19 protein-coding genes are annotated in these 26,397 nt (G+C 63.8%); 10 read left to right on the top strand and 9 right to left on the bottom strand.

From position 1 onward, the window contains the following. The first annotated feature begins 106 nt into the window (after positions 1-106). Entirely contained in the window at positions 107-1,435 is a 1,329-nt protein-coding gene (locus tag DESUT3_RS08590; RefSeq protein ID WP_221252071.1) for an MFS transporter, read from the top strand. A 2-nt stretch (positions 1,436-1,437) separates the two neighbouring features. Here the strand turns inward: DESUT3_RS08590 and DESUT3_RS08585 are convergent, their stop codons facing one another. After that, on the bottom strand, positions 1,438-2,706 hold the full coding sequence (locus DESUT3_RS08585; protein WP_221252070.1) for a hypothetical protein: 1,269 nt from the start codon (positions 2,704-2,706) through the stop codon (positions 1,438-1,440). A 584-nt stretch (positions 2,707-3,290) separates the two neighbouring features. On the opposite strand from DESUT3_RS08585, the gene DESUT3_RS08580 reads away from it, so the two are divergent. Beyond that, positions 3,291-4,889, top strand: coding sequence for an aspartate:alanine exchanger family transporter (locus DESUT3_RS08580; protein ID WP_221252069.1), 1,599 nt, complete (start codon positions 3,291-3,293; stop codon positions 4,887-4,889). A 240-nt stretch (positions 4,890-5,129) separates the two neighbouring features. Here the strand turns inward: DESUT3_RS08580 and DESUT3_RS08575 are convergent, their stop codons facing one another. From DESUT3_RS08575 to DESUT3_RS08560, 4 genes are all read right to left on the bottom strand, one after another. Next, positions 5,130-5,642 carry a peptidylprolyl isomerase gene (locus DESUT3_RS08575; protein WP_221252068.1) on the bottom strand — a complete coding sequence of 171 codons (513 nt, stop codon included), beginning with the start codon at positions 5,640-5,642 and terminating at the stop codon, positions 5,130-5,132. A gap of 58 nt (positions 5,643-5,700) precedes the next feature. Next, on the bottom strand, positions 5,701-6,051 hold the full coding sequence (locus DESUT3_RS08570) for a DUF488 domain-containing protein (RefSeq protein WP_221252067.1): 351 nt from the start codon (positions 6,049-6,051) through the stop codon (positions 5,701-5,703). Positions 6,052-6,108: 57 nt separating this feature from the next. After that, positions 6,109-7,110 carry a bile acid:sodium symporter family protein gene (locus tag DESUT3_RS08565; protein ID WP_221252066.1) on the bottom strand — a complete coding sequence of 334 codons (1,002 nt, stop codon included), beginning with the start codon at positions 7,108-7,110 and terminating at the stop codon, positions 6,109-6,111. A gap of 145 nt (positions 7,111-7,255) precedes the next feature. Continuing rightward, positions 7,256-8,176, bottom strand: a complete 921-nt coding sequence (locus tag DESUT3_RS08560) for a LysR family transcriptional regulator (protein ID WP_225911659.1) — start codon at positions 8,174-8,176, stop codon at positions 7,256-7,258. Positions 8,177-8,356: 180 nt separating this feature from the next. Between DESUT3_RS08560 and DESUT3_RS08555 the strand changes: the two genes are divergently transcribed. Further along, positions 8,357-9,409, top strand: a complete 1,053-nt coding sequence (locus DESUT3_RS08555; protein WP_221252064.1) for a TRAP transporter substrate-binding protein — start codon at positions 8,357-8,359, stop codon at positions 9,407-9,409. Positions 9,410-9,539: 130 nt separating this feature from the next. On the opposite strand, the gene DESUT3_RS08550 is transcribed toward DESUT3_RS08555, so the two are convergent. Continuing rightward, complete coding sequence (locus DESUT3_RS08550) at positions 9,540-10,454, bottom strand: LysR family transcriptional regulator (RefSeq protein WP_221252063.1); 915 nt, start codon at positions 10,452-10,454, stop codon at positions 9,540-9,542. Between the two features lie 116 nt (positions 10,455-10,570). On the opposite strand from DESUT3_RS08550, the gene DESUT3_RS08545 reads away from it, so the two are divergent. After that, a complete protein-coding gene (locus DESUT3_RS08545; protein WP_221252062.1) occupies positions 10,571-11,362 on the top strand; it encodes a TSUP family transporter in 792 nt (263 codons plus the stop codon). 88 nt (positions 11,363-11,450) lie between these two features. On the opposite strand, the gene DESUT3_RS08540 is transcribed toward DESUT3_RS08545, so the two are convergent. From DESUT3_RS08540 to DESUT3_RS08530, 3 genes are all read right to left on the bottom strand, one after another. Then, positions 11,451-13,991: a bifunctional aconitate hydratase 2/2-methylisocitrate dehydratase gene (locus DESUT3_RS08540; RefSeq protein ID WP_221252061.1), complete on the bottom strand. Its 2,541-nt coding sequence runs from the start codon at positions 13,989-13,991 to the stop codon at positions 11,451-11,453. 250 nt (positions 13,992-14,241) lie between these two features. Then, entirely contained in the window at positions 14,242-14,937 is a 696-nt protein-coding gene (locus tag DESUT3_RS08535; protein WP_225911658.1) for a transposase, read from the bottom strand. Between the two features lie 187 nt (positions 14,938-15,124). Then, positions 15,125-17,029 (bottom strand): ABC transporter ATP-binding protein, encoded by a 1,905-nt coding sequence (locus DESUT3_RS08530; protein WP_221252059.1) that lies wholly within the window; start codon positions 17,027-17,029, stop codon positions 15,125-15,127. Between the two features lie 173 nt (positions 17,030-17,202). On the opposite strand from DESUT3_RS08530, the gene DESUT3_RS08525 reads away from it, so the two are divergent. The 6 genes from DESUT3_RS08525 to DESUT3_RS08500 all read left to right on the top strand — a co-directional run bounded on the left by DESUT3_RS08525 (position 17,203) and on the right by DESUT3_RS08500 (position 26,342). Continuing rightward, positions 17,203-17,433, top strand: a complete 231-nt coding sequence (locus DESUT3_RS08525) for a hypothetical protein (protein WP_221252058.1) — start codon at positions 17,203-17,205, stop codon at positions 17,431-17,433. Positions 17,434-17,536: 103 nt separating this feature from the next. Further along, positions 17,537-18,676, top strand: a complete 1,140-nt coding sequence (locus DESUT3_RS08520; protein ID WP_221252057.1) for a hypothetical protein — start codon at positions 17,537-17,539, stop codon at positions 18,674-18,676. Between the two features lie 7 nt (positions 18,677-18,683). Next, positions 18,684-21,035: a DNA internalization-related competence protein ComEC/Rec2 gene (locus DESUT3_RS08515; RefSeq protein WP_221252056.1), complete on the top strand. Its 2,352-nt coding sequence runs from the start codon at positions 18,684-18,686 to the stop codon at positions 21,033-21,035. Positions 21,036-21,089: 54 nt separating this feature from the next. Continuing rightward, positions 21,090-22,463 carry a GGDEF domain-containing response regulator gene (locus DESUT3_RS08510; RefSeq protein WP_221252055.1) on the top strand — a complete coding sequence of 458 codons (1,374 nt, stop codon included), beginning with the start codon at positions 21,090-21,092 and terminating at the stop codon, positions 22,461-22,463. Next, positions 22,460-24,937 carry a tetratricopeptide repeat protein gene (locus DESUT3_RS08505; protein ID WP_221252054.1) on the top strand — a complete coding sequence of 826 codons (2,478 nt, stop codon included), beginning with the start codon at positions 22,460-22,462 and terminating at the stop codon, positions 24,935-24,937. The genes DESUT3_RS08510 and DESUT3_RS08505 overlap by 4 nt, the downstream gene beginning before the upstream one ends. Next, positions 24,930-26,342: an adenylate/guanylate cyclase domain-containing protein gene (locus DESUT3_RS08500; RefSeq protein ID WP_221252053.1), complete on the top strand. Its 1,413-nt coding sequence runs from the start codon at positions 24,930-24,932 to the stop codon at positions 26,340-26,342. Before DESUT3_RS08505 ends, DESUT3_RS08500 begins: the two co-directional genes overlap by 8 nt. Positions 26,343-26,397: the final 55 nt, after the last annotated feature.

Here is a 26,397-nt window from a genome sequence, read left to right as displayed (position 1 = left end):
CAGATAAATTTTACTTATCATACTAATCAATACAATATATTTTACTTATATTCAAGCGGGGAGTAAGGTTGATTCAAGCGGAGGGAAACCAGCGGAGACGGGACTTATGCCGGGAAACGTGAACTATATTACCAGGGGTTCGAGGGAATACCGCAGGGCCAACCTGGCCCTGTTCATCGCCGGGTACGTGACCTTCTCGACCCTTTACGACTTCCAGCCGCTGCTGCCGCTGCTGGCCGGGGAATTCGGCATCTCACCCGCCATGGGCAGCCTGCCGCTGTCGGTGGCGACCTTCGCCCTGGCCTGGACCCTGCCGATCTCGGGGACCATTTCCGATGCCCTGGGGCGCCGGGTGCTGATGGGGGCGGCGGTGCTCCTGACCTCGTTGATGGCCCTGTGCACCCTGGGAATCGAGTCGGTGGTGCCGCTGATCGCCCTGCGCCTGGCGCAGGGCATGGTGCTGGCAGGAGTCCCCGCGGTGGCCATGGCCTACCTGAGCGAGGAAATGGAACCTGGCGCCCTGGGCGCCGCCATGGGCCTGTACATCGCCGGCAACGCCATGGGCGGCATGACCGGCCGCATCCTCACCGCCTGGTTGGCCGACTACCTCCCCTGGCGGGGAGCCATCGGCGTCATCGGCGTTCTAAGCCTGGTCCTGAGCCTGGTCTTCCTGGCCCTGCTTCCCCCCTCGCGAAATTTTCAGCGCCGGCCGTTTCGCCCGGGCCCGCTCACCAGGTCCCTGCTCGGGCTGCTGCGGCACCGGGGCCTGCTCTACCTGTTCGCCCTGGCCTTTACCTGCATGGGCGGGTTCGTGACTCTCTACAACTATGCGACCTTCCGCCTGCTGGCCCCGCCCTATTCCCTGAGCCAGTCCCAGGTGGCGCTGATCTTCATCTCCTACGCCTTCGGGGCCTTCGGCTCGAGCTTCATGGGAAGCCTGGTCAACCGCTTCGGCCGGGACAAGATCCTGCTCGCCTCCCTGGGGATCATGAACGCCGGGTTGCTGCTTACCGTGCTGCCCCCCCTGGCAGCCGTCATTGCCGGAATCGTGGTCTTCACCATAGGCTTCTTCGGCGCGCATTCGGTGGCCTCGGCCTGGGTGGGAACCCTGGCGCCCGGGGCCCGGGCCCAGGCCTCCTCCCTCTACCTGTTTTTCTATTACCTGGGATCGAGCATTTCGGGGACCGGCGGGGGGTTTTTCTGGAGTGCCTGGGGCTGGAGCGGGGTGGCGGGGCTGATCCTGCTGTTGACCGGCGCGGCGACCCTGGTGGCGATGCGCCTGGCCGCCCTGCACGCGGCGCCGGCAGGGCCCCAAGGGGCGGAGATCCCACCAGGTTCCCCGGCCGCTTCGGCTTTTCCCGGGGCCGCGGCAACGAAAAACCCCGGGACGAGTCCCATCCTCGCCCCGGGGTCGGTAACGCGCCTAGGCCGCTGAGCCTATAGCACCTGCAGCCTGAAACTGACGTTGGGCGCCGGGGCATGCTTGACCTTGACCATCACGTCGTAGAGCCCGGTCAGGTCCGCGTTTCTCAGGTCTCTGCCAAACACCTGCTGGTCGAGCAGCAAGCGGATTTTCGCCACATCAATGACGACGCTGTTCCCGGTCAGGGTGAGGATCTCGAAGGGGCCATAGGTCGGGGTGGTCTCCACCTTGGTCTTGTCGCTGAGGGTCAGCTTGACCTTCAGCCGGGCATCCTGGGTATCGAGGCTCACCTGGTTGCTGCCGGGGCCTACCACCAGGGTGACCCCGTCGAGGTCCAGATCCAGACTCCCCTTACCCTTGACCTCGCGCACCTTGATCATCAGGCTCGCCTTGTCGTAAACCTTGGGGCCGGAAAATTCATTCTCGGCGGTAATGGTGAAACGCGCCGCCTGGGCGGCATCATGGACGGTTACCCGGTTCTCGACCCCGCTGAACACCTGGGTGAAATTGCCACCCATCCCCTCTTCGATCAGGCAGCCGAGAGTCACCGTTTTCGCCACATTCTTCAGGGCGGATAAGTCGACCTTGGCCACTGCCTGGGCGATGACAGCCTTCACCAGCGACTCATTGACCACCAGGGACGGGGAGGTTTTGGCCGCCAGGGTGACCGGGCCCGGGATCTCCCCGTGAACGGCAGGAGCCGCGCCCGCGGCAGCATCCAGGTAGGCGCCAATCCCCTCGACCATGCCGGCTACGTTGGCTTCGAACAATGCCTCGTTTTCTTCTGTAACTTCGAAATCAACCTCAGGATCGCCGCTCAGATCGCGCACCGCCGAGATTACCGCCGCGGAAAAACTCTGCTTGCACAGCAGGTTGAAATCCGGTTGGGTCATGGACATTTCGGCGAGACGGTCGGCGGCCGACTTCATCACCCGCTCCTGAAGCTCCCGGTCGGAGATGCCGAGATTTTCCAGGATCCGCAGCATCTCGCCCAGATTGAAGTTGATCTTGAGCAGGTCCGCCGGTACACCCTGCGCCCCCGCGAGGTCGACATCCTCCACCGGACCCCCGGCGTGATCCTCGAGGGCCTGCCGAACGGCGCCCGAATCTTCTCCCAGACTCACCATGGTGGTCAGAGGGCTGATGACACTCGATCCGGGGGAGGCGGTCATGGGCAGGGCCGGGCTGCCGGTCAGGGTATCGAAGCCATCCTCACTGACCAATATGTAGTCCCGGTAGGGAATGGTCAGCCGGAAAGTTCCGTCATCTCCGGAATAGGTCATGGTTTCCTGCCCCTCATCCCAAACCCGGTTGCCGTTTTGATCTGCAAAAACCATGGCATCCGCCACCGGTCCCGGCGAAACCACCTTCCCTTGTTCCACAACGGATGGCGAGTCGACCGGATCGGCGTCGCCCCCTCCACCCCCGCATCCCCACAGCAACATTCCCATGATCGAAATTACTGAAAAAACTCGACACCAATCCCTCCGCCTCCAATTATTCATTTGTTCCTCCCTTTTCCGGTGGAGTAAACTACCTACCGACGTTTTTCACCAAGAAAACTTAAAACACTCCAACCTCTAGCAGGCAGGTCCTGCTTTGTCAAACGGGTCGCTGGTGAAAAGCTTGCTGCCCCGCCCGCCGATTTCCACCGTAAGGGTCCCAGGACCGAAGCCGTAAAGGAAGACAAGCGCCATCCGGCCCCAGCCATGCTGATTTCCGCTGGACATTGTGGTCGGCATGAGATAAAGATTCCCCGACAGAAACATTTCGACGAGTTGAATGTCCGCCGATCTCTCAACTCCATGGCGCCCGGAAGCGGGGCGAACTGCAGCGCCCTGCACATGTTCGCCAAAACCAAAAGCCGATGTCCCTGCTGCACAACCAAATCTTCTTGCTGCTGCTGATCATCATCCTCGGAGATTTTCTGGGGAAGGTGCGCCTCTGGAACCTCTCCCTGGGACCCTCGGCGATCATTTTCGTAGCCCTGGCCTTCGGGCATTTCGGCCTGACCCTCCCCGTAGGGGTTCAGACCATCGGCCTGGCCATGTTCATCTATGCCGTGGGCCTTCAGGCCGGGCCGGGCTTCGCAAGCTCCTTCCGCCGCCACGGCATCTCCATGGCCCTGACCGTGTTGTCTATGGCGCTGGTGGGGACCGGAGCGACCTACCTCTGCTGCCGCATTTTTTCCTTCGATGCAGCCACCGGGGCGGGCCTGCTATCCGGGGCGATGACCAGCACCCCGTCATTGGCGGCGGCGGTGGAGATCGTCGGCCATGACCGGGCTCCGGCCGCCTACGGGGTGGCCTACGGCTTCGGGGTGATCGGGGTGGCCTTGTTCATCAAGTTGTTGCCGAGCCTGCTTCGGTTGAAGGTGCCCGAAGAGGAGGCCCGCTTGGCCAGGGAGCTGTCCGAAACCAACCCGCCGATCACCTATCAGCACGTAGAGGTGAGTAACCCCAACCTCTTCGGCAAGCGGGTGGCGGATATTTTTCTCAAGAGCATTGCCCCGGTGACCATCACCCGCCTGCTGCGGCAGGGGGCCAGCGAACCGGTTCTGGTGGGAGCGGAAACCCAATTGCAGGAAGGGGACCACCTCAGGGTGGTGGGCCGGCCGGCCGACCTGGAAAAGGTTCAGCTTTACATCGGCAGGCCGGTTTCAGGAGAGATCGCATTTGACCGGGTCCTGACGAAAAACAGCATCATCGTTTCCAAACGACGGTTCGTCGGCACGACCCTCGGTTATTTCAATTTTCGCGAGACCTTCAACGTACAGGTGGCGCGCATCACCCGAAGCGGCATCGACCTGCCCGCCGATGCCAACACGCGCCTGCACCTGGGGGACGTGCTGCACGCGGTGGGCGACGAGCGTTCGCTGCGCAACATTTCGCGGATGCTCGGCAATGACCTCAAGGCCACCTATGACATCAGCCTGCTGCCGATCCTGGTCGGCCTGCTGCTCGGCTTTCTGCTCGGCAGAATCACCATCCCCCTGCCGATGGTGGGCCATTTCACCCTCGGCACGACCGGAGGGACCCTGCTGGCCGGGCTGCTGCTAGGCGCCAGCTACAAGACCGGCCCGCTGATCTGGGACGTACCCGCGGCGGGCAACCGCCTGATTCGCGATCTGGGTCTGGCGCTGTTCATGGCGGCGGTGGGGACCTCCGCCGGGGTCTCCTTCGTCGCCACCCTGCAGGAGCGGGGACTCTCCCTGCTCTTCTCCGGGGTGCTGGTTACCCTGCTGCCGGTGGCCGTTGGGGCAACCCTCGGCCTGTGGCTGCTGCGCATTCGCTTTCTGCAGCTGCTCGGGGTGCTGGTGGGAGGGATGACCAGTGCCTCGGGCCTGGCCGCCGCCGGGACCCTTTCGACGACCCCCTACGCCCCGGCCGCCTATGCCACGGTCTACCCCGTGGCCCTGATCGCCAAGATCCTCGCCGTCAAGATCCTGCTGCTGCTGCCTTTTTGACCTGAAAAAAGCTTTTAGCCACGGATCAAATCTGATCAAATCGGATTTTCAAAGCCTTGTAAATTCCGGATCGATACCCTGGAAGGTCAGGTTCTACAAAAGACCATCCTTATGGTTTATCAGATTTGATCCGCCCTTATCCGTGGCTGACAAAAGCCTTTCTGCTTTACACGCTTTTAAAAAAAAAAACGGGCGGCTCAAGGCCGCCCGCTGTCTGCGTGGATCGCTGATTTTTCCAGGTCAGTCGATGATCGTCACCGACTGGATTACCACCGGCTCCTTCGGCAGATCCGCGAATCCGCCTTGGCTGCCGGTCGCCTGCTGTTCGATGGTATAGACCACGTTCATGCCGTCCACCACCTTGCCAAACACCGCATAGCCGAACACCGCCGGGTTCAGCCCGCCGTGATCGAGGGACCTGTTGTCCTCGGTGTTGATGAAGAACTGGGCGGCGGCGCTGTCCACCTCTTCGCTGCGCGCCATGGCAATGGTGCCGACCTTGTTCTTCAGGCCGTTGGTGGCCTCGTTTTTGATCGGGTCCCGGGTCGGCCTCTCCTGGAGGTCGGGAGTCAGCCCACCGCCCTGGATCATGAAGCCTTTGATCACGCGGTGAAAAATGGTTCCGTCATAGTGCCCGGCACGGGCGTAAGCGATGAAATTCTCGACGCTCAACGGCGCCTTGGCCGCATCGAGTTCGAGGATGATTTCGCCCAGCGATGTTTCCATCTGGACCAGCGGATTGGAGACGCTCATGTCGGGACACCTCTGCTTGGTTGGATTTTACCTTCGGGGGCTCGTCCCCCAATCTTGGCTAGCACTCCTCCGCCAGGTATTGACGCAAGGCGACGGCGTTGTTCAGCCGCTCTTCCTTCGAGCTGTAGAGAAAGGTCACCGGGCCACTGTCCAGCTGCTGCCTCAGCTCTCGAACCCCTTCGGGATTTGCGCCCAGTTCCTCGAAATACCGGGCCTTGAACTCCTCCCACTTGTCGGGTTCATGCCCGTACCAGCGGCGCAGCTCGTCGGAAGGGGATATGGCCTTTGCCCAGTAGTCGACGGCGGCCCTCTCCTTGGACAGGCCCCGCGGCCAGAGACGGTCAACCAGGATCCGAATCCCATCGGCTGGACCTGGCGGGTCGTAAATCCGCTTGATCTGGATGTCCATCCTCTCAGCACCTCCCCGATGTTTAGAGAAAGCCCTGATGCGGCTCCGGGAACAGTCTCAGGCCGCCTGCAGGGCCTCGGGATTTTCTTTTACCTCCCGCTCGGCCCAACGGCCGGCGAGCCAGCCGCAGATCACCAGCTGCAGCGGGTGGTAGATCATGATCGGCAGCAGGATTAGGCTCAGCCCCGGATGGGCGCCGAAGATGAGCTGGGCCATGGGCACCCCCGAGGCGAGGGTCTTTTTCGAGCCGCAGAATACCGCTGCGGTGCGGTCGGCCCGCGGCAGGCCGAGAGCGTCGCAGACCTTGCTGGAGAAGAAGAAGACCACCCAGAAGATGACCAGGGTTCCGGCCAGGGTGGCGAGCAGGGCCCCGGTTCCGTGTTTCGACCACACTCCCCATTTCATCGAATCGCAGAACGAGGTGTAGACCAGCAGCAGAATGGTGCCGCGATCCACCTTGTGGATGAACTTTTTGCGCTGCTTGGCCCAGCCGCCAAGCCAGGGACGGCAGAGTTGCCCCACCACCAGCGGCAGGATCAGCCAGATGATCAAATCGAGAATCACCTTACCCAGCGGCAGGGCCTGGCCGCCGCTCTTGAGCATCATGCCGATCCACAGGGGGGTCAGAAAAACCCCCAGCAGGCTGGAAAGGGTGGCGTTGAAGACCGCTACCGGCACATTGCCACGGGCCGCCGCCGTCAGCGCAACCGAAGACGAAACAGTGGAGGGAAGCGCGCAGAGGTAGAAGAAACCCAGCTGCAGGTCGCCGGGCAGTCGGTCCCCCACCAGCCACAGCAGACCAAGACCAAGCAGCGGAAAAAACAGGTAGGTGGTTCCCTGCACCACCAGGTGCAGCGGCCAGCGCAGAGTCCCCGCTTTGAGGCTTTCGAAGGGAAGCGCCAGCCCGTGAAGGAAGAAGATCAGCGCCACTCCGACCTTGGTGACGATTTCGGGATGAAGACTGCCCCCCTTGGCGCCGGGGTCGGGGAACAGCCAGGCGAGAAATACCGCCAGCACCATTCCGAGCAGAAACCAGTCAACTTTCAGTTTTGCCGCCATGGGATTCTCCTGATCAGCATTATCAGCTACGGTTTTGGAAAAACCGTGTCAATTTAGAACACCCGGCCGCAAAGGAAAAGAGAAAAGTCAAGAACCCTGTTTGCCGAAATGTTTGGCCGGCAAGGACGAGTCATGCGGCAGCTGATCAATAGCAGATCCGCGACAAAGCCCCCTCGCCCGGTTCGCCGCCGGCGCTCCAGGTGTGTTCGATTGCCTCGCGGGCTGCACGAACCCGTTTCCTGCTTTCATCCCTGGCCATCCAGGCCAGGCTCAGGGGGAGCGCGAACCATCCCTTCTCCCAGAGGACGACCCTGTCGTCTTCCACCAGGGGCCGCGCTTCGTCCTCGCGCATGACCGCCACCCCCTGGCCGTCCAACACCAGTTCCTTGACGATGTACTCATCCACCGCCTTCACCCCCTGGTTGGGCAGCAGGCGGCGCCGCTCCAGTTCGTGGAACACCGCCTGGTATGGGGGGGAGTTCTGCTCCACCCAAACCCAAGGCAGCGCAGCGATTTCCGCCCAGTTGCGAGGCCGACCTGATTTGATCAGCCGACTGGGGATGGCGATGCAGAATGGAATCTTGGCCAGGTGGTGATAGCGGATTCCCGGGTCCGCAGGGTCACCGTAACAGAAGGCCAGGTCGAGCTGGCCCTGGCGCAGCATCTGTGCCGCGCGAAAGGTCTGGCTGGCGACAAAGACGACGTTCAGGCCGCTATGCAGAACGCCCAGTCGCCGGTTGATGGCGCCGATCCGCAGAAAAGCCGGATCGGTGTTCAGGCCGATAATCAGCGTCTCAGCGCCTCCCTGGCGCAGGGTCTGGGCTTTCCGGGCGAGCGTCTCTTCTGCGTCGAGTACCGCCTCGACAAAAGGGAACAGCTCCCGTCCGGCCTCGCTCAACACCATCCCCCGAGGCGTACGCAGAAACAGCGCGACACCCAAGTCTTCCTCCAGCTGCTTGAGCTGGCTGGAGAGCGCCGACTGGCTCAAATGCAGTCGCTCGGCGGCCCGGGTCAGATTGGCTTCCCGGGCGATCATGACAAAGCTCTTTAACCGTTGCTGCCCCATGCCCCAATCGTTCGATCTTTCCGAACGCTCCCAGAAAAAAGTTCAATTGGATCAGGACGGTATTTTACAGTAAAAAAGGACTGTTTTAAACAATTCCAGGCCGCTTTGGCTCATTTTTATTATCGAAATTTGTGATCACCAGCCAAATGACTCCGCAGGCTGGCCAACCCAGGAGGCTCTATGCTTGAATCGTTGTTTCGCAAAGGCACCGCCCTTATCCCGCCCCTTGCCCTGCTGCTGGGCAGCCTGGCCGGACCCGCTGCCGCCAATGACCCCCTTTCGGCGTGGAAGCCCTCTTTTGATCCATCCGGTGCCCAGTACACCTACATGCTTTCCAACATCGCCCACCCCGGCATCGCCGGGATCGGGGTCGGCTACAAGATCCGCGACCGGGTTTGGGAGAAAAGCGGCGGCCGGCTCTACGTCGACTTCCGGCCCCTGGCCCAGCTCGGCGGCGAGAAGGACGTCATCAGCAAAGTCAAACTCGGAGCCGTCCAGGGGATGCTCTGCTCCTCGGTTGCCGCCGCCAACGTGGCCGACAAGCTCGGCCTGGTCAACCTCCCCTTCGTGGTCGACACCTTCGACAAGCTCGACGCTTTCCGCAGCACGCCGGAACTCTGGAACGAGTACCGCGAAGCCGCCCTGCGCCAGGGGATGCTGGTGCTCGACATCACCGGCTACGGCACCTACGGCTGGGCGACCACGGCACCGGTAGCCAGCCTTGCCGAGGCCAGGGGGATCAATTTCCGCATTGCCGAAGCGCCGGTCAACACGGACATCTACAAGGCCTGGAACCTGAAATTCACCGTCATGCCCTGGCCCGACGTCCCCCAGGCGCTGCAGACCGGAGTCATCAGCGGCCTGGACCACACGCCCATCGTCTGCAACATCACCAAGAAATTCGAAGTGGCCAAGCACTTCACCCGCATCGACTATGCCCAGGGACTGTTCGTGCACCTGGCCAACAAGCGCTGGTTCGACAAGCTGCCCAAGGACCTGCAGCAGATTCTCACCGAGGTGATCGAAGAGGAGAGCGCCAAGGCCCGTGAGGCGACCCGGGTTCAGCAGCAGGAGCAGATCGCTGCGGCGGAGGCGGCAGGGGTCAAGTTTCACAGCCTGAGCAACGAAGAGAGAAAGCAGCTCATCGCCGAGGCGGCACCCGTGTATGAAAAATGGTCGAAAAAGCTCGGTTCGGACTACCTGCAGCGGGTGAGGAACACCCTGGGCGAGTAGTCCAGCAGGACAGATGAAAAAAGGCCCGCAGGGCACCCTTGGGTGTCACTGCGGGCCTTTTTTCAGGTCTGATGTTTTGCGGGCGGGCCCCACCCTCACCCCGGCCCTCTCCCTGAAGGAGAGGGGGATTTCACTTCAGGGGCTCCTCATTTCTGCTGGGTTCCCCGATCGACCGACCGCGGAACTCCTCGAGGAGAAAACTCACGGCGCAGCTGACCCGGCGCGGCAGGTGGCGGCCGCTGGGGTAGACGATCCAGATCGGCGTGTGCTCTTTAGTCCATTCGCCGAACAGTTCGACCAACTCCCCCGCCGCCAGGCTTTGCAACGCATAGATACTGGCGGTCCGAACGATCCCCACCCCCTCGCAAGCCGCAGCGATCAACGCCTGCCCGCTCTTGCTGTGCCAGCTCCCCTGCGGTCGGATTTCAACCAGCCGTTCCCCCATTTTGAATTTCCAGCGCAGCACCGAGCCGGTCAGGCAGTTGTGCCCGCCAAGCTGCTCCGGGGTCAGCGGAGTACCCCGCGCCGCCAGGTAGTCCGGGGAGGCGTAGATGCCGTAGCGGAAAGAGGACAACTTTCGGGCGATCAGACTCGAATCGGCCAGCTCCCCGGCGCGGATGGCGAAATCAAACCCCTCGGCGACCAGGTCGACCAGGCGGGCGGAGAGGTCGATGTCGAGGCTGACCCCCGGGTTGCGTGCGGCGAAGCGGGCCAGGGCCGGAGCCAGGTACCACTCGCCGAGCCCGCCATCGATCATGCTCACCCGGATCGGGCCCTTGGGGCTCTCCTGGAAATCCCGCACCCGCTCTTCGCCCTGCTGCAGCTGCAGGACAACCTCCCGGGCGTGGTGATAGTAGATCTCTCCTGCCTCCGTGAGCGACACCCGGCGGGTGGTGCGCTGCAGCAGCCGTGTCCCGAGCCGGTCCTCGAGCTGGCGCACCCGCTGGCTGACACAGGCCTTGGAAATACCCAGGTCCCGGGCAGCCGAGGCGAACCCCCGGGTTTCCACCACGCGAACGAATTCGAGCACCCCAAGCATCTGCATAATTGTTCGCCCTCGCAAACAGTTTATTTGCAATTAGCCGACTTATCGGCCATTTAGTTCAGGATTATACTCCCTCTCGTTGGCAATTAAAGTCTAAATCGAATCAGGAGGCCCCCTTGTTCGACTGGCAATTTACCCCGGAACTGCTCGCCATGCTCTTCAGCGTCGGTCTGATCGCCGGCACCATCGACGCCATCGCCGGCGGCGGCGGCCTGCTCACCCTGCCCGCCCTGCTCGCCTGCGGCCTGCCGCCCCTGCAGGCCATCGCCACCGCCAAGCTGCAGAGCACCGTGGGGGTGGGCACCGCCGCATTCTGCTACCTGCGCAAAGGGCAAGTGGACCTGGATGAACTGCGACCGATCATCGGCTGCACCCTGCTCGGTTCGCTGGCCGGCGCCCTGTGCCTGCAACATGCCGACCCGCAGATCCTTGAAAGCCTGCTCCCCATCGCCTTTCTGGGCGTGGCCGGCTATTTCCTGCTCTCGCCAAGGGTCGGGGACCTGGACCGCCACCAGCGCATCAGCCGCCGGTTATTCGCTCTGCTGATCGGCACGGGAATCGGCTTTTACGACGGCTTTTTCGGACCGGGGACCGGGTCGTTCTTTTCCATCGCCTTTATTTCGCTGCTCGGCTGCAACCTGCGCCGGGCCACCGCCAGCACCAAGGTCCTCAATCTGACCAGCAACCTGGCCGCCCTGGTCCTGTTCATCCACGCCGACGTGGTGGTGTGGTCGCTGGGGCTGACCATGGCCGCCGGCCAGGTGCTCGGCAGCACCCTCGGCGCCCGCCTGGCCATGCACAACGGCGCCCGCCTGATCCGCCCCCTGGCGGTGATGGTTTCGCTGGCCATGATCTTCAAGTTCTGGGCGCCGGCCGCGCAGATCTTCCGCATGCTGAGGTTGATTTAAAAGACGGCCTTTCCGTGAGCCCCCAGATGCAAAAAGCCCCCGCCGGGATTTCCCGGCGGGGGCTTTTTAGTGGAGCAGCCTGTTAATCTCAGGCGGTCTTCTTGTACCCTTCCATCTCGTCGAACTGCAGGTACTTGTAGATCTGGTCGGCCTTGGGAGCGACCTTCTCCTTGTACACGGCCAGGTACTCGGCCGGGGTCGGCAGCTTGCCGAGGTTGGTGGTCACCGCGCCGAGTTCGGCAGAGCCGAGATAAACCTTGGCGCCGTTGCCGATGCGATCGTCGAAGTTACGGGTGCTGGTGGAGAACATGTTGACCCCGTCGGGCACGCGGGCCTGGTTGCCCATGCACAGCGAGCAGCCGGCGATCTCGAGGCGGGCGCCCATGGCACTGTAGACCGAGAACAGGGCCTCTTCCTTGAGCTTGTCCTGGTCCATCCGGGTCGGCGGGCAGATCCAGGTACGCACGGCAGGGTTGAACTTCTGGCCGCGCCAGATTTCGGCGGCGGCGCGGAAGTGACCGATGTTGGTCATGCAGGACCCGAGGAAGACGTCCTGGATCGGGGTGCCGGCCACCTCGGAGAGCAGCTTGACGTCGTCCGGGTCGTTGGGGCAGGCCAGGATCGGCTCGGTGATCTCGGCCAGGTCGATCTCGATGACCGCGGCATACTCGGCGTTCTTGTCGGCCTTGAGCAGCTTGGGGTTCTTCAGCCACTCGTTGACCGCGTCGATGCGGTTCTGCAGGGTCTGCGGATCGCTGTAGCCCTCTTCGATCATCTTCTGCATCAGGGCGACGTTGGAGCGCAGGTAGGTGCAGACCGAATCTTCGGAGAGCTGGATGCAGCCGGCCGCGGCGGAGCGCTCGGCAGCGGCGTCGGTCAGTTCGAAGGCCTGCTCGACGCTGAGCTCGGGGAGCCCTTCCATCTCGAGGATGCGGCCGTTGAAGATGTTCTTCTTGTTCTTCTTGGGTACGGTCAGCAGCCCCTGCTTGATGGCCCAGTAGGGGATGGCGTTGACCGCGTCACGCAGGGTGATGCCGGGGTTGAACTGGCCCTTGAAGCGCACCAGCACCGATTCGGGCATATCCAGCGGCATGAAGCCCATGGCGCCGGCGAAGGCCACCAGGCCGGAGCCGGCCGGGAAGCTGATGCCGATGGGGAAGCGGGTGTGGCTGTCGCCGCCGGTGCCGACGGTGTCGGGGAGCAGCAGGCGGTTCAGCCAGCTGTGAATGACGCCGTCGCCGGGGCGCAGGGCGACGCCGGCACGCTCGGCGATAAAGCCGGGCAGGGTCTTGTGCATCTTCACGTCGGCCGGCTTGGGATAGGCGGCGGTGTGGCAGAAGGACTGCATGAACATCGGCGAGAGGAAGCGCAGGCAGGCCAGCTCTTTCAGCTCGTCGGCGGTCATCGGGCCGGTGGTGTCCTGGGAGCCGACGGTGGTCATCTTCGGCTCGCAGGCGGTCCCGGGCAGAATCCCTTCGACGCCGCAGGCCTTGCCGACCATCTTCTGCGCCAGGGAGTAGCCCTGGCCGGGCTTGGCGACCGGGTTGACCGGCAGGGTGAAGATGTCGGTCTCACCCATGCCGAGGGCGGCGCGGGCCTTTTCGGTCAAGGCGCGGCCGATGATCAGCGGAATGCGGCCGCCGGCGCGGAACTCGTCGGGGACGGTGTTAGGGGCGATCTCGAAGGTGGTGATCACCTTGCCCGACTCGTCGGTCACTTCACCCTTCTTGGTGTTGATGACGATGACGTCGCCGGTATTGAAGCCGGTCACGTCCATCTTCAGCGGCAGGGCACCCGAGTCCTGGGCGGTGTTGAAGAAGATCGGCGCGATGACGCCGCCGATGATGACGCCGCCGGTCTTCTTGTTGGGAACCGCGGGGATCTCGTTGCCGATGTGCCAGAGCACGCTGTTGCAGGCCGACTTGCGCGAAGATCCGGTGCCGACCACGTCGCCGACGAAGGCGACCTGGAACCCTTCGGCGCGGAACTTGGCGATCTCGGCATTGCCGGTGGGGAAGCGGGTCTTGCCCATGGCCAGCGCGTGCAGCGGGATATCGGGGCGGCTCCAGGCGTCGCCGGCCGGGGAGAAGTCGTCGGTGTTGATCTCGCCGTCGACTTTATAGACCTTGACCTTGATGGTCTCGGGGACGCCGGGTTTGCCGGTGAACCACTCGGCGTTGGCCCAGGATTCCATGACCTTCTTGGCGGCGGCGTTGCTCTTGGAGAGAGCCAGCACCTCGTCGAAGGCGTCATAGACCAGGGTGGTGCCGCACAGGGCCTTGACGGCCTCGTCGGCCAGCTCGGCATCCTTGAGGGCCGCCACCAGGTGCTTGACGTTGTAGCCGCCGATCATGGTGCCGAGGATCTTGACGGCGTCCTTTTTGGAAATCAGCGGAGACTTGGCCTTGCCGGCCAGGATCTGCCCGAGGAATTCAGCCTTGACTTCGGCGGCGGGGTCGACGCCGGGGGAGATCCGCTCCCTGAACAGGTTGAGCAGAAACTCTTCCTTGCCCTTGGGGGGATCCTGGAGCAGCGTGCAGAGTTCCTTGGTCTGCGCGGGGTTGAGGGGCAGCGCCGGGATGCCCTGGGCGTTGCGCTCTTCCTCGTGTCTCAGATAAGCTTCGATCATCTCTCTCCTCCATTAAATTATTGCGGCCTGAGCGGGAAGACAGCCGTGCCGCCCGAATGATCCAACCTGCCAATCGTCTCGTGCCTTTCCGCTAGCAGCCTGCATGCGGAAAAGCCCGTCATTCCAATGCTCCGGATGAAAAACATTGCATACTGTATACGATTTACCAGATTGTTGTCAACGGTCATATCTGGACAAAAGAGGATCCATTTATTAACCGGGGGTGCCTGACCCTAAAAAGGGGACAGATCTATTTTCCCCTTTTCCTCGGCCGCCCCTGCCCCCTCAACTCCACCCGCCTGCCAAGTCGCTCAGCAACCTCATCGACAAACCGGTCTCCGCCGGTCAATTGCCCCCTCTTTACCGGGCCGACAATGGCCTGGCGCTCTTCATCGTTGACCGGCTTCGCCAACAGGTCGCGATAGTGCCTCACCCGTTCCTCATCCGTCTCCCCAAGCCCCAGCCAGGCCGGAGCGAGATCGAGCCATTCCGGGCACGATCCACCGAGATGGGCGGCTCCGCTCGACCAGGGATAATCCGCGGGCTGAGCGCACACCCCGGCCTGCACCGGATTCAGATCAACGTAACGGCAGCAGGCCAGCAGGTAGGCATCGTTTTCGATGGGGCTCGACCTGTAGCGGCCCTCCCACAAGGTGCCGCTGCGACCTTCCAGACGATTGACATACCGGGTCTGCCGACCGGCCAGGCGCTTCATCAGCATGCCGAGGTGGGCGGGATTATCTCCCGGATCGACAATGAGATGGACATGGTTGGTCATCAGGCAGTAACCATAAACCTTGCAGTCAAGGGCGGCCTTCCATGTGGCCAGGTTGACGAGGTAATAGCGGAAATCGTCGGGGTCGGAAAAAACCACCTGACGATTATGCCCCCTCTGGATGATGTGATGGGGATAGTTCGGAAGAGCTATGCGGGCTGAGCGTGGCATGTTTGGATAGTGGCAGCAGGCAGGGTGGGTGTCAACAAATAAATCTGTCCCCTTTTTAGGCGGCCTTGATATTGTCTATCCGGCTTTCCCGTCCTCTTCCCCCTCGGACCCTGGAACCCAACTGTCGCCCAGCCGGATACTAAGAACGACAGGGAAAGTCACGCTATGGTTTGAGCAGGTTGCGGCCCTACCCTTCCTTCTTCAGCTCCAACTCCTCCCAGCGCTCCATGAGCGCCATAAGCCGCTCTTCCACCTCGGAAAAAGAACGGGAGACGGCTTCCATGCCCTGGGGGCCGCCTTCGATGCCCGAGGGATCGGCCAGCAGCCCCTCCAGCTCGGCCTTTTTCCCTTCGAGAGCTTCGATGTCCTTCTCCACCTGCTCGAGCTCGAGTTTTTCCTTGTAGCTCAGGCCGGCGCGTTTCCTGGGAGGCGCCTCCTTGGGTTCGGCCTTTTTCACCTCGGCCTTGCGCTGCTCCTTCTGCTCCTGCAGCTGCTGGGCCTTGAGGGCGCAGAAGGTTTCGTAATTCCCTTCATAAAACACAACCTTCCCGTCTCCCTCGAAATGCAGAATCCCGGTGGAAACCCGGTCGAGAAAGTAACGGTCGTGGGTCACCACCAGCAGGCAGCCGGGGTAGTCGTTCAGCGCCTCTTCGAGGACCTGCAGGGTGGGGATGTCGAGGTCGTTGGTCGGCTCGTCGAGGATCAGCAGATTGGCCCCCTGGAGCATCAATTTGGCCAGCAGCAGGCGGGCCCGCTCGCCGCCGGAGAGGGTGGAGACGCGCTTGCGCTGCTCCTGGGCCGAGAACAGAAAGCTCTCCAGGTAGCCGATCTTGTGCCGTTTTTCGCCGGCGACGGTGACCCATTCGCCCTCGCCGAGGGTCTCGTGGACGTAGAGCTCGGGGTCGAGGCCGCTGCGGTCCTGGTCGATGTAGCCGATGCGGGTGTTCTTGCCGAGCACAACTTCTCCGGCAAGCGGCTCGAGCTGGCCGAGAATGGTCTTGAGCAGGGTCGACTTGCCGCTGCCGTTGGGGCCGAGGATGCCGATCCGCTCCCCTTTGCGCAGGATCAGGTCGAGCCCGGCGATGAGTTGCTTGTCGGGATAGCCGAGGGACACCTTCTGCAGCTCGAGGATGGTGCCGCCGAGGCGCTGGTCCATGCCGAACTGCAGTTCGACCTCGCGGCTGCCGACGGTTTTGCGCTGCTGACGCAGCTCGTCGACCCGGTCGATGCGGGCCTTCTGCTTGGTGGTGCGGGCCTTGGCGCCGCGATGCAGCCAGGCATCCTCGCGCCGCAGCAGGTTGGCCAGCCGGCTCTGGGTGCGCCCCTCCTGCTCCATCTCCATCTGCTTTTGCTCGAGATAGGCGCCGTAGCCGCCGAGGTAAACGCCCATCGTCCCCTGCTCGAGCTCGAACATGCGGGTCGCCACCCGGTCGAGAAAGTAGCGGTCGTGGGTGACCAGCACTACCGCCCCGGGGTACTGCAGCAGGGCCTCCTCGAGCCAGGCGACGGTGTCGGCGTCGAGGTGGTTGGTTGGCTCATCGAGCATCAGCAGATCCGGCTCGCGCAGCAGCACGCCGGCCAGGGCCACGCGTTTGGCCTGCCCACCGGAAAGTTCACCGGCCCGCTGGGAAAGATCATGGATGCCCAGCTTGCCGCAGATATCCGTGACCCGGTGGTCGAGACTCCAGCCGCGGTGCAGGTCGAGCCACCCCTGGATGTCGTGCTGTTCGGCGAGCAGGCTCTCGGTCTGCGCCGGATCCGCGCCCTGCAGGGCCTCGGCGATCTGCTGATAGCGGTCGAGACGGCACCGCGCCTCGACCAGGCACTCCTCCAGGATCTGCCGCACCGACAGGGCCGGATCAAGGACCGGCTCCTGCGGCAGGTACTCGGCCTTGAGGCCGCGCTGGCGCATGATCTGGCCGCGGTCGGCATCTTCCAGGCCGGCGAGGATGCGCAGCAGGGTCGATTTGCCGCTGCCGTTGCGGCCGATCAAGCCGACCTTCTCCCCCTCGCCTACGGCGATATTGACATCGGCGAGGATAGTTCTGGCTCCATAGGCTTTCTGCAGACCGCTTATATCAATGACGTTCATGGACATACCTCGGGAATATTCCTACACGGGCCCGCCTCCTCGCTGGGAGTCGCGGGCGGTTCTTTATACACCCACGGCAGTCAAAAAGCCAGACGCTCAGGCCCCTCGCCTGCATGACACATTCTGTCACACACCTGCCGTAGGGTTTAAACAACTGACCAGGGAGGTGCTTCATGTTCGAACTGCTCATGCTCATCGGCTTTGCCTACGCGGGCTTCTGCCACTTGCCGAATCCGGTAAAAAGAGCCCCCAAAGCGCAAGGTAAAAAGACCGACGCCGGAAAAACCCACCGCCGCAGCCTGCCTCACGGCCAGCCCGGCAGGCACCTCAAGCACGACAGCCCACAGGTCTTGCACAGGAGGGCCAGCCTCGGCAGCCCCGGCGACCCGGGAAAGGGGGCCTGACCCTTGCCCCGGGAGTTGCCCCAAGCCCCGCAAAACATTGGCATCCTCGGCAGGCTGTGTTATGTTCTGCGGCGAAGTCGGAAATCTGTCGAGGAGGCATTCCTTGAAATCCGTCCTGTATTGCACCTTTGCCCTGACTCTGCTTCTCGCTTGCAGCCGCAACCTGCACGCCGAGGAGTCCGTGCCCCTGCAGAGGGACTGGATGATCAACCTGGTGGACGGGATGGGCTGGACCTTCGGCCTTCCCGATGAGCCGCAGGATGCCGATTACCTCGAGATACTCGAGGGCCGCCGCCGCTACCGAATCGAAGCCGAACAGGCCCGCCGCCCCACCGACATGGTATCCGCAAAGGACTTCACCAGCTTCGGCGAATTCAGCGGCGAGGGGTGGCTGAGCGGCATTGCCACCCCCACCACCGCTCACCTTGATTTTCATCTTCCCATCGCCGGGCGCTACCGGGTGAGCACTTCCCTGCTGCAACCGGGGTTCAAGATCAGTATCGGCGGCCACAGCTTCCAGGCCGATGGCGGCAAGGCCTTCGAACCGGTCGAGCTGGGCGCCGTCGACCTGCCCGCTGGCGCCCTGGAAATCATCGTCGAGCTGCCACCCAACGGCGGCATCGACTACCTTGAACTGCAGGCCCCCAACCTGCGGCCCGTCGCCCCTCTGCAAGGATGGAACCCCGGCGCCGCCCTGGGCCGGGAAGACCTGGCAGTCACCGTGGCCCGCCTGCTCGACCTGGAGCCCGCGCTCCCCCCGGCGGGCCTGCCGCTGATCATCGAAGCGGAAACCGCGGGCCCCTTCTCCGGGGTGGAGATCACCGACATCCGCCGCATGGGCGAACCCAGCGGCGGTCGCTGGATCCGCTCCGGCAACCTGCCCGCCGAAGTGTTTTTCGCCTTCGAGGTGCCTGCCGCCGGGGTCTACTCCCTTGCCCTGCGGGGGACTGCGCTAAGCGAACAGACCGCCCGCCTGAACGAGCGATTCGAATTTACTCTGAATTTTCCCTCCTATCTGGGAGCGGTCGAGGTGGGCGATTTCTATCTGCCCAGAGGGCTCAATACCCTGCAGATCACCCTTCCGCCACGGGCCGGGCTCGACAGTCTGTCCCTGCAGCCGCACGGCTCCAGGCCGGATAACTACCTGCGACTGGCGGGGCTGCAGGAGCTCTCTGACCCTCCGACCATCGCGGAAATGAACCGCCTGCTGGCCCTGCTCGCCGCCCTGGGTCCGGCGCGCTGATGCCGGCATGGGGCTCTCCGGTTACCTGCTGGCCTACCTTGGCGGCCTGCTAGCCGCCCCCTGGCTGCCCCCTTCCCCCTGGTTTGCCCCGGGCGCCCTCGCCTGCGCGCTTTTCTTCTTCGCCCTTCGCTCGCGTCCGGTCGCGGCCCTTCCGGCGGCAGCCTTTTTCTGCCTGCTCGGCGTTTCCCTCTACCATCTGCACCTGACCCCGCCAGCCGACCCGGCCCATGTGCGGAATTTCGCCGGAGAGGAGCGGGTACTTCTGGATGCGACCATCCTCTCCATCGCCGACCGCCCTTCGGGAAGGCGGGTTCTCGACCTGGCGGCGCACGGCGTGGGCAAGGACGGACGGGAGGCGGCCGTGCACGGCACGGTCAGGCTCTACCTTGACGAGGGCCCCCTTCAGGCAGAGTCCGGCGACCGGGTTCGCCTGCTCACCCGGCTGCGCACCCCCAGGGCTTTCGGCACCCCCGGGGAGTTCGATTTCCCCCGGCACCTGGCTTACTCGGGGGTTTTCGCCACCGCCCATGCCCGGCATGGCCTGGACCTCGCGGTGATCCCTCGTCCCCAGGGCGGCCGGGCAAGCTTCGAAAATGCCCGCCGGACGATCGCCTCGTACATCGAGGCGGCCGTCGGCCCGGGATATGCCCCGTTGGTCCAGGCCCTGGTGATCGGCGAGAAGAGCGGCATCTCCAGCGAACAAAGAGAACTGCTGGCCAGGGGGGGCGTCTCCCACCTGTTCGCCATCTCCGGCCTGCATCTGGGCATGGTCGCCGCGCTGCTCTACGCCGTGGCCAGCTTCTTTTACCGCCGCTCGGAAACCCTGCTGATTTTGGCACCACCCCGGCGCCTTCTCCCGGTTCTGCTGCTTCCGCTCCTGGTCGCTTACCTGGCCCTGACCGGCAACGCTCTGCCGACCCGGCGGGCACTGTTAATGGCCGGGGCCGTGGCCCTGTTGCTGCTTTTTGCCCGCCGCACCCAGCCGGTAAGGCTGTTTGCCACCGTAGCGTTACTGATCCTGGTGGCCGAACCCCTGGCCCTGTACCAGCCTGCCTTTCAGCTCTCCTTCGCCGGGCTGCTGGGGATTTTGCTCCTGGTGCCGCGCTGGTCAACCCGCCTGGCCCTGCTGCCGCGCCCCCTGCGCTGGCCGGCGATGCTGTTTGCCTCCACCACCGCGGCAACCTTGGCCACCACCCCCCTGGTCCTGTTTAACTTCCATATGCTCGCCCCCGCCGGCCTGATCACCAATCTCTGGGCGATCCCCGCCGTGGGGTTTCTCGCCGTTCCCCTCGGCCTGGCCGGTGCCCTGCTGCTCCCCTGGTTCCCCTGGGGCGCCGGGATGCTGTTCCGCGCCTGCTCCCAGGTGCTGCAGTACGTCCTTGCCGGGGTACAGGCCCTGATCGAATTGCCCCTTCTGCAGGGCTGGATCTGGTATCTGCCGCCCGGGCAGTTGTTGGCCATCGGCCTGGTTTCCGGGGTGCTGCTGCTCCCGGCCGGGCCCGGTGCTTTACGAAGAACCCGGATCGCCCTGCTGGCTGCGGCCGCCCTGTTGGCAGCTTTTCCCCTGCCCCCTGCGGCAGACCTGCAGGTCACCGCCCTCAGCGTCGGGCAGGGGGACTCCATCCTGGTTTCCCGAAACGGAGAATCCCACTACCTGGTTGACGGGGGCGGACTCTACAGTGAGTTTTTCGATGTGGGGCAACGCCTGGTCGCCCCGGCCCTCGGCCGCCTTGGAGTTCGCAGCCTCGATGCGGTCATTCTCACCCACGACCATCCCGACCATCGCAAGGGGTTGCTGCATGTGCTGGAGCATTTTCCGGTGGCCCGCTTCCTGGCCCCGGTGGCGCCGGGGGAACTGGATCGAAGCCTGCAGGAGGTGCTGGCCCGCCGCCAGATTCCCGCCGCGCGGCTTGCACCGGGCTGGACCCTGATCGAGCAGGAGCCCGATCGATCCCTTGCCGCCTTTGTACCTGCCCGGGGAAGCGTCAATGACCGCTCCATCGTTTTGCACGGCACCCTGGGCCGGGACGGGTTCCTGCTCACCGGCGACCTCGAGGCGCCCGGGGTCGCCGAGCTGCTCGCCAGCCCTCCCCAGGGTCCGGTCACCCTGCTCAAGCTCCCTCATCACGGCAGCCGCAGATCGACCCCGGAACTGCTCCTCGACCGGTTCCGCCCCCACCGGGCGTTTGTTTCCGCCGGGGCCGGAAACCCGTACCAGCTCCCCCACCCCGAGGTGCTATCCCAGGTGGCGGAGCGTGGGGTTCCCCTGTGTCGAACCGACCGGGAGGGGACCCTCAGGTTCCGCTCGCAAGGCGAAGGATGGCGGGTAACCCACTGGGAACGTGGGCTTTTCCGTTGACAGAACTAGCGGATTTTGTTAGCTTCGGTGCTAATTAAAGCGGAGGCCGGCCGAATGAAAAAACCCACCATACTGGTTGTGGACGACGAGCTTTTCTTTCGCCGGCTGTATGCCGAATTGCTGAGCGAAGACGGGTACCAGGTCGAGGCGGTGGCCTCGGGCGACGAGGCCTTGGCCCGCCTGCGCCGCGGCGGCGTCGACGTGGTTCTCACCGACATGGTCATGCCGGGGCTGTGCGGCCTCGAAGTATTGCGCCTGGCCCGCAGCATCGACAACCCTCCCGAGGTGATCCTGGCCACCGGCCATGCGACGCTGGAAACGGCCATCCAGGCGCTGAAGAACGGCGCCCGCGACTACCTGATCAAGCCCTTCGACCCCGAAGAACTGCGTCACCTGGTGCGCACCTGTGTCGAACAGCGCCGCCTGCTCGACGAGAACCTGCTGCTGAAAAGCCAGATCCGCCTGTTTCAGAAGGGGCAGAATCTCGCCTCGCTGATCGAAATCGACAGGCTCCTCCCCCAGGCCGTCGACACCCTGCTGCACGAACTGGGCGGCGGTCGGGGTTTCGGCTTCCTGCTCGCCAAAAACAAAATTTCCCGCCTGGTCGCCGCCGACGGGCAGAATGAGTCACATTCCCTGGCCCTGGCTCAGGCCCTGCTCCCCCACCTCAAGGGCCTGACCGGGCCAAAGCTCCTGAAAGCCGGCGAGTTTGTCCCCACTGCCGAATGCCCACCAAAAATAAACTCCATCTACCTGTTTCCCCTTCGCTGTGAAAAAAGCCTGAAGGGGGCCCTGGTCATTTTCAATTCACCCGGCACGGATTTTCCCGATCCACCGCCACGGGACAACCTGCTGTTCCTGGCCGAACAGACCGCCCTGGGCTTTGAAAATGCCTATCGCTACCAGGGCGCTCGGGACCTGATGTACGCCGATGACCTTACCGGTCTCTACAACTACCGCTACCTGCAGATCGTGCTCGACCAGGAGATCCGCCGATCCGAGCGTTACGGGCTCGAATTTTCGCTGATTTTCGTCGACCTGGACCTGTTCAAGCGGGTCAACGACACCCATGGCCATCTGGCGGGCAGCAACGTGCTCAAAGAGGTGGCCGGCCTGATGCAGCAGAGCGTTCGCGAAGTGGACATCGTTTTCCGTTACGGGGGAGACGAGTTCACCGCCATGCTGGTGGAGACCGAATCCAAGGGGGCGGCCGTGGTTGCCGAACGGATCCGCCGCTCCATAGAAAACCACAAATTTCTGGCCGATGCCGGCCTGAACCTCAAACTGACCTGCACGGTGGGCTATTCCACCTTTCCCGAAAGCGCCAGCGACAAGCGGGGCATCGTCGATCTTGCCGATCGCGCCATGTATGAAGGCAAAAAGCAGCGCAACGTGACCCGGGGGGCCTGGGAGATCAAGGGGAAATGACCCTGCGTTTGCTGCTGGCGATCCTGCTCCCCGGGGTGCTGGTTATTTCAATCCTGTCCAGTGCATCCGCCTGGGCGGCGCCCGCCGCCCAGGCGGATGCTAAATTGCTTGCGGACCGTTACCGGCAGGCCCTGCGCATCGACCCGGAAAACCTCCACCTGCACTACAACCTCGGCGTTGTCCTGCTGCTCGATGATCAGGCCTCCGAGGCGATCTCGGAACTGAAGCTCGCCTACCCCGCCTTTGCCGACACCATCGAAATGAACTTCAACCTGGGCCTGGCCCTGGCTCAAACGGGGGATGCCGACAGTGCCCTGCTCTACCTGGAGCGGGCCGAGGAGCTCGGCGCACTGGACAGGCCCGAGATTTTCCCGCTGGCGGACAGTTATCTCAACCTGGCCAATCGCTACCGCGCCGCGGGCAACGACGCCGAGGCGGAGCGCCTTTACCGCACGGTCCTGGGGCTCGCGCCCGAACGCCACGAAGTCCATCGGCAGCTTGGGGACCTGCTGGCTCGCGGCGGCCAAACCGAATCCGCCGTGCACGAGTTCGAGGCCTACCTGGCCGTCCGCCCCGACGACCTGGCCGCCCGGGAGTACCTCTTCGCCATCCACTACAACCGGGCCCTGGGCCTGCTTGAGTCCGATCCCCGGCAGGCCGGGGAGGCTTTCGCCAGGGCCCTGGAGATCCAGCCGGGCAATCCGCTGCCCCTTTATTACCTTGGTTACCTGGACTACACGCGTGCTGAAATCGAGTCCTCCGTAACCCGCCTCGCCGAGGCCTATCCAAAGGTCGAGCCGGAGGTGCGGCAGAGTATCCGCGCCCTGCTCCACAACTGCGCCCTGACCCTGCTCCGCCAGCGCAAAACGCTGCTGGCCCTTGAGGCCCTGAAGCCGCTTCTCGAAGGTGAGTCTCCCGAGGTCAAAGATCTCAACCTCGCCGGCGGCATCCATCTGGATCTCAAGCAATACAGCCAGGCCTACGACTATTTCAACAAGGCATTGGCTGCCGAGCCGACCAATCGCGAAGCGACGATCAACCGCCTGGCAGCCGAAGCTGGCGCGGTCGAGGAGCTGCTCGCCGGCGGCCGGGCAAAGCTTTCTGACAGCGATTTCGATGCCGCGCAGGAATACTTCGAGCGCGCCGGGGCCATCAATCCCGCCGATCCCCGTCCGGCAGAGGCCCTGGCAGCCGTCGCCTCCGCCCGTGAAAACCAGGGCCGGGAACTGTTTGCCCAGGCGCGCGGCGACCTGGCCCAGGGGCAGCCGCGCAGCGCATTGGACAAGGTCAGGGCCGGCCTGGAACTGCTCCCCGGTGAAGAGTCGGGTTTGGGGTTGGAGGCCCAGGCGCTGGCGGCCCTGAATGCTGAAATCTCCGCAACCCTGGGCCAGGCGGCAGCCGATCTCGCCCAAGGCGACTTGCCCAGGGCCAGGGAGGCTTACGCCCGCATCCTGGAGCTTGATCCCGAGCAGCCTTCGGCCCTGCAGGGGCTTACCGAAGTGGAGCAACGCAGCGCCAGCCTGGCCACCGAGCTTCTCGGCAGGGCTGACCGGGCGGTGGCGGGCGCTGATTTCGCCAAGGCTCGCAGTTGGTTCCAGGAGGCGCTGCTGCTGCAGCCGGACCTGGCCGAGGCTCGAGCTGGGCTGGCCCGGCTCGAGGCCCAGGTCGATACCAGGCAGGCCGATGCGCTGCGCAGCGGCCGCAAAGCCCTGGAGGAGGGACGGCTTGCCCTGGCCCGAGAACATTTCCAGGCCGCCCGGGACCTGCGCGACACACCTGCGGTTCAAGCCGGTCTGGACCAGGTGGAGCAGGCGAGTCGGGAGCGGGTCACGGCCCTGCTGAACCAGGCGGAAAGGGTCGGCAGGGACGGAAACCCCAAGGAAGCCAGGGCCCTCTACGCCAAGGCCCTGCAGGTCGATCCCGGGTCCGCCGCGGCCCGGCGCGGCCTCGAAAGCCTCGAAACCCTGCTCAACCAAAAGATCGAGCAGAACCTGCAGGCTGCCCAACGGGAATTGGCCGCGGGAAATTATCCGCAGGCCCTCGAGCAGTTCCGAAAAGTTCTGGAACTGGCCCCGACCAGTGCCGCGGCCCAGCAGGGGCTGAAATCCGGCCGGGAGAAACTCGCCCACAGGCTGGCCGAGCTGGCGGAGAATGCCACGGCAGCGTTGGACCGGGGGGACCTTGTTCAGGCCGAAACGGCGCTGGACGAAGCCCTGGCCCTCGACCCCTTCCACGCAGGTTCCAAAACGGCCCTTCAGCGTCTCGAGAGGCTGCGCCTCTCCGGCGCCAAACCCGGGGATGAGGAGACGCTGTACCTGCAGGGGATCGAGTTCTACACCAGCGGCCGCTACGAGGAAGCCATTTCGGCCTGGGAGCAGGTACTCACCCTCGCCCCCGGGCATGAAAGGGCCAGGATGAACATCGAAAAGGCGAAGCGCAAACTGCGGCAGATTCAGGAGTACCGCAATGGCTGACCGGACGCCGTTTTTTGCCAGCCTGCGCTGGAAATTCGCCTTGGTCCTGGCCCTGTTCAGCGGCCTGCTGATGCTCGCGGTGGTGGTGGTCCTGGAGAAAAACATCCGCCAGAGCCTCATTCGGGAAAATATCGACAAAGGGATCGGGATCGCCCGGGGGGTGGCTTTCAACGCCGAGGACCCGCTGCTTACAGGGGACGACCTCTACCTCTTCTCCGCGGTGAAAAACGCCCTGCGCTCCCCCGGGATCAGCTACGCTTTCATCGTCGATCGCCAGGGCAGCGTCCGGGCGGCGGCGGATATGGCCCAGGTGGGCAGGAGCTATGCTCTGCCCGCCGAGGCTCAGCCATTGCGCGAGGGAGATGGTTTCCGGGTCCTGCGCACCGTGCGGGAAGGCAGCGCGGTTCTCGATCTGGAAATCCCGATTTTTTCGGTGGCAGAACAGCCGGTGCGGCTCGGCAGCATTCACCTCGGCCTGTCCGAGCAACTGATCAGCGCCGACATCGCCAGCATGCGCCGGCGGCTGGCCCTGCTGAGCGCGGTTGCCCTGGTGGCGGGTAGCGTGATAGCCTATCTGCTTGCCTCGATTTTCGTGCGTCCGGTTCACGCGCTGGTGCGCGGGGTCAAGGCCATCGGTGAAGGGCGGCTCGAGCAACACATCGATCTGAAGCGCAGGGACGAGTTGGGGACCCTTACCACGGCCTTCAATGAAATGGCCGAAAGTCTGCGGGACAAGGAGTTCATCAAGAACACCTTCGAACGCTACGTGAGCAAACCCCTCGCCACCGAAATCCTGCGCCAGCGGGACAGTCTCAGGCTGGGGGGAGAGGAGAAGGAGGTGACCATCCTCTTCTCCGACATCCGCCGCTTCACCTCGCTGGCCGAGCAGCTGCCCCCTACCCAGGTGGTAGCCATGCTCAACGACTACTTCTCACGCATGATCGAGGTGGTAAACACCAACAACGGGATGGTCGACAAGCTCATGGGCGACTCGGTCATGGCCTTGTTCGGTGCGCCCATCCCGCTGGGAGACGACCCCCTGCGGGCGGTCCGCTGCGGGCTGGTGATGCAGCAGGCAGTGGCCGCCTTCAATCTCGAACAGCAGAGCCGCGACCTGCCGCCTTTGGAGATGGGCATCGGCATCAACACCGGGCCGGTGGTGGCCGGCAACATCGGCTCGGCGATGCGCATGGAATACACGGTGATCGGCGACAACGTCAACGTGGCCGCCCGTTTGCAGGGGATCGCACGCCCGGGGGAGGTCCTGGTGTCCGAGGCGACCTACCAGCGGGTTAGAGACCAGGTGAGAGCAACCCCGCTGGAGCCGATGACCCTGAAGGGCAAAAGCCGCCCGGTCGGGGTTTACCGGATCGAGGAACTCACCACGGCAGGCCCTGAGGCCTAGCTGAAACCCGAATCAACTACCTGGGGAGGGTTAAGGCTTGCCCACCCCTCATCAA

Origin of the sequence: Desulfuromonas versatilis (assembly GCF_019704135.1) — a bacterium.
GTDB classification, from domain to species: Bacteria; Desulfobacterota; Desulfuromonadia; order Desulfuromonadales; family NIT-T3; genus Desulfuromonas_A; species Desulfuromonas_A versatilis.
The sequence above is the reverse complement of the archived record's forward strand: the minus strand, read 5'-3'. Positions and strand labels throughout refer to the sequence as shown.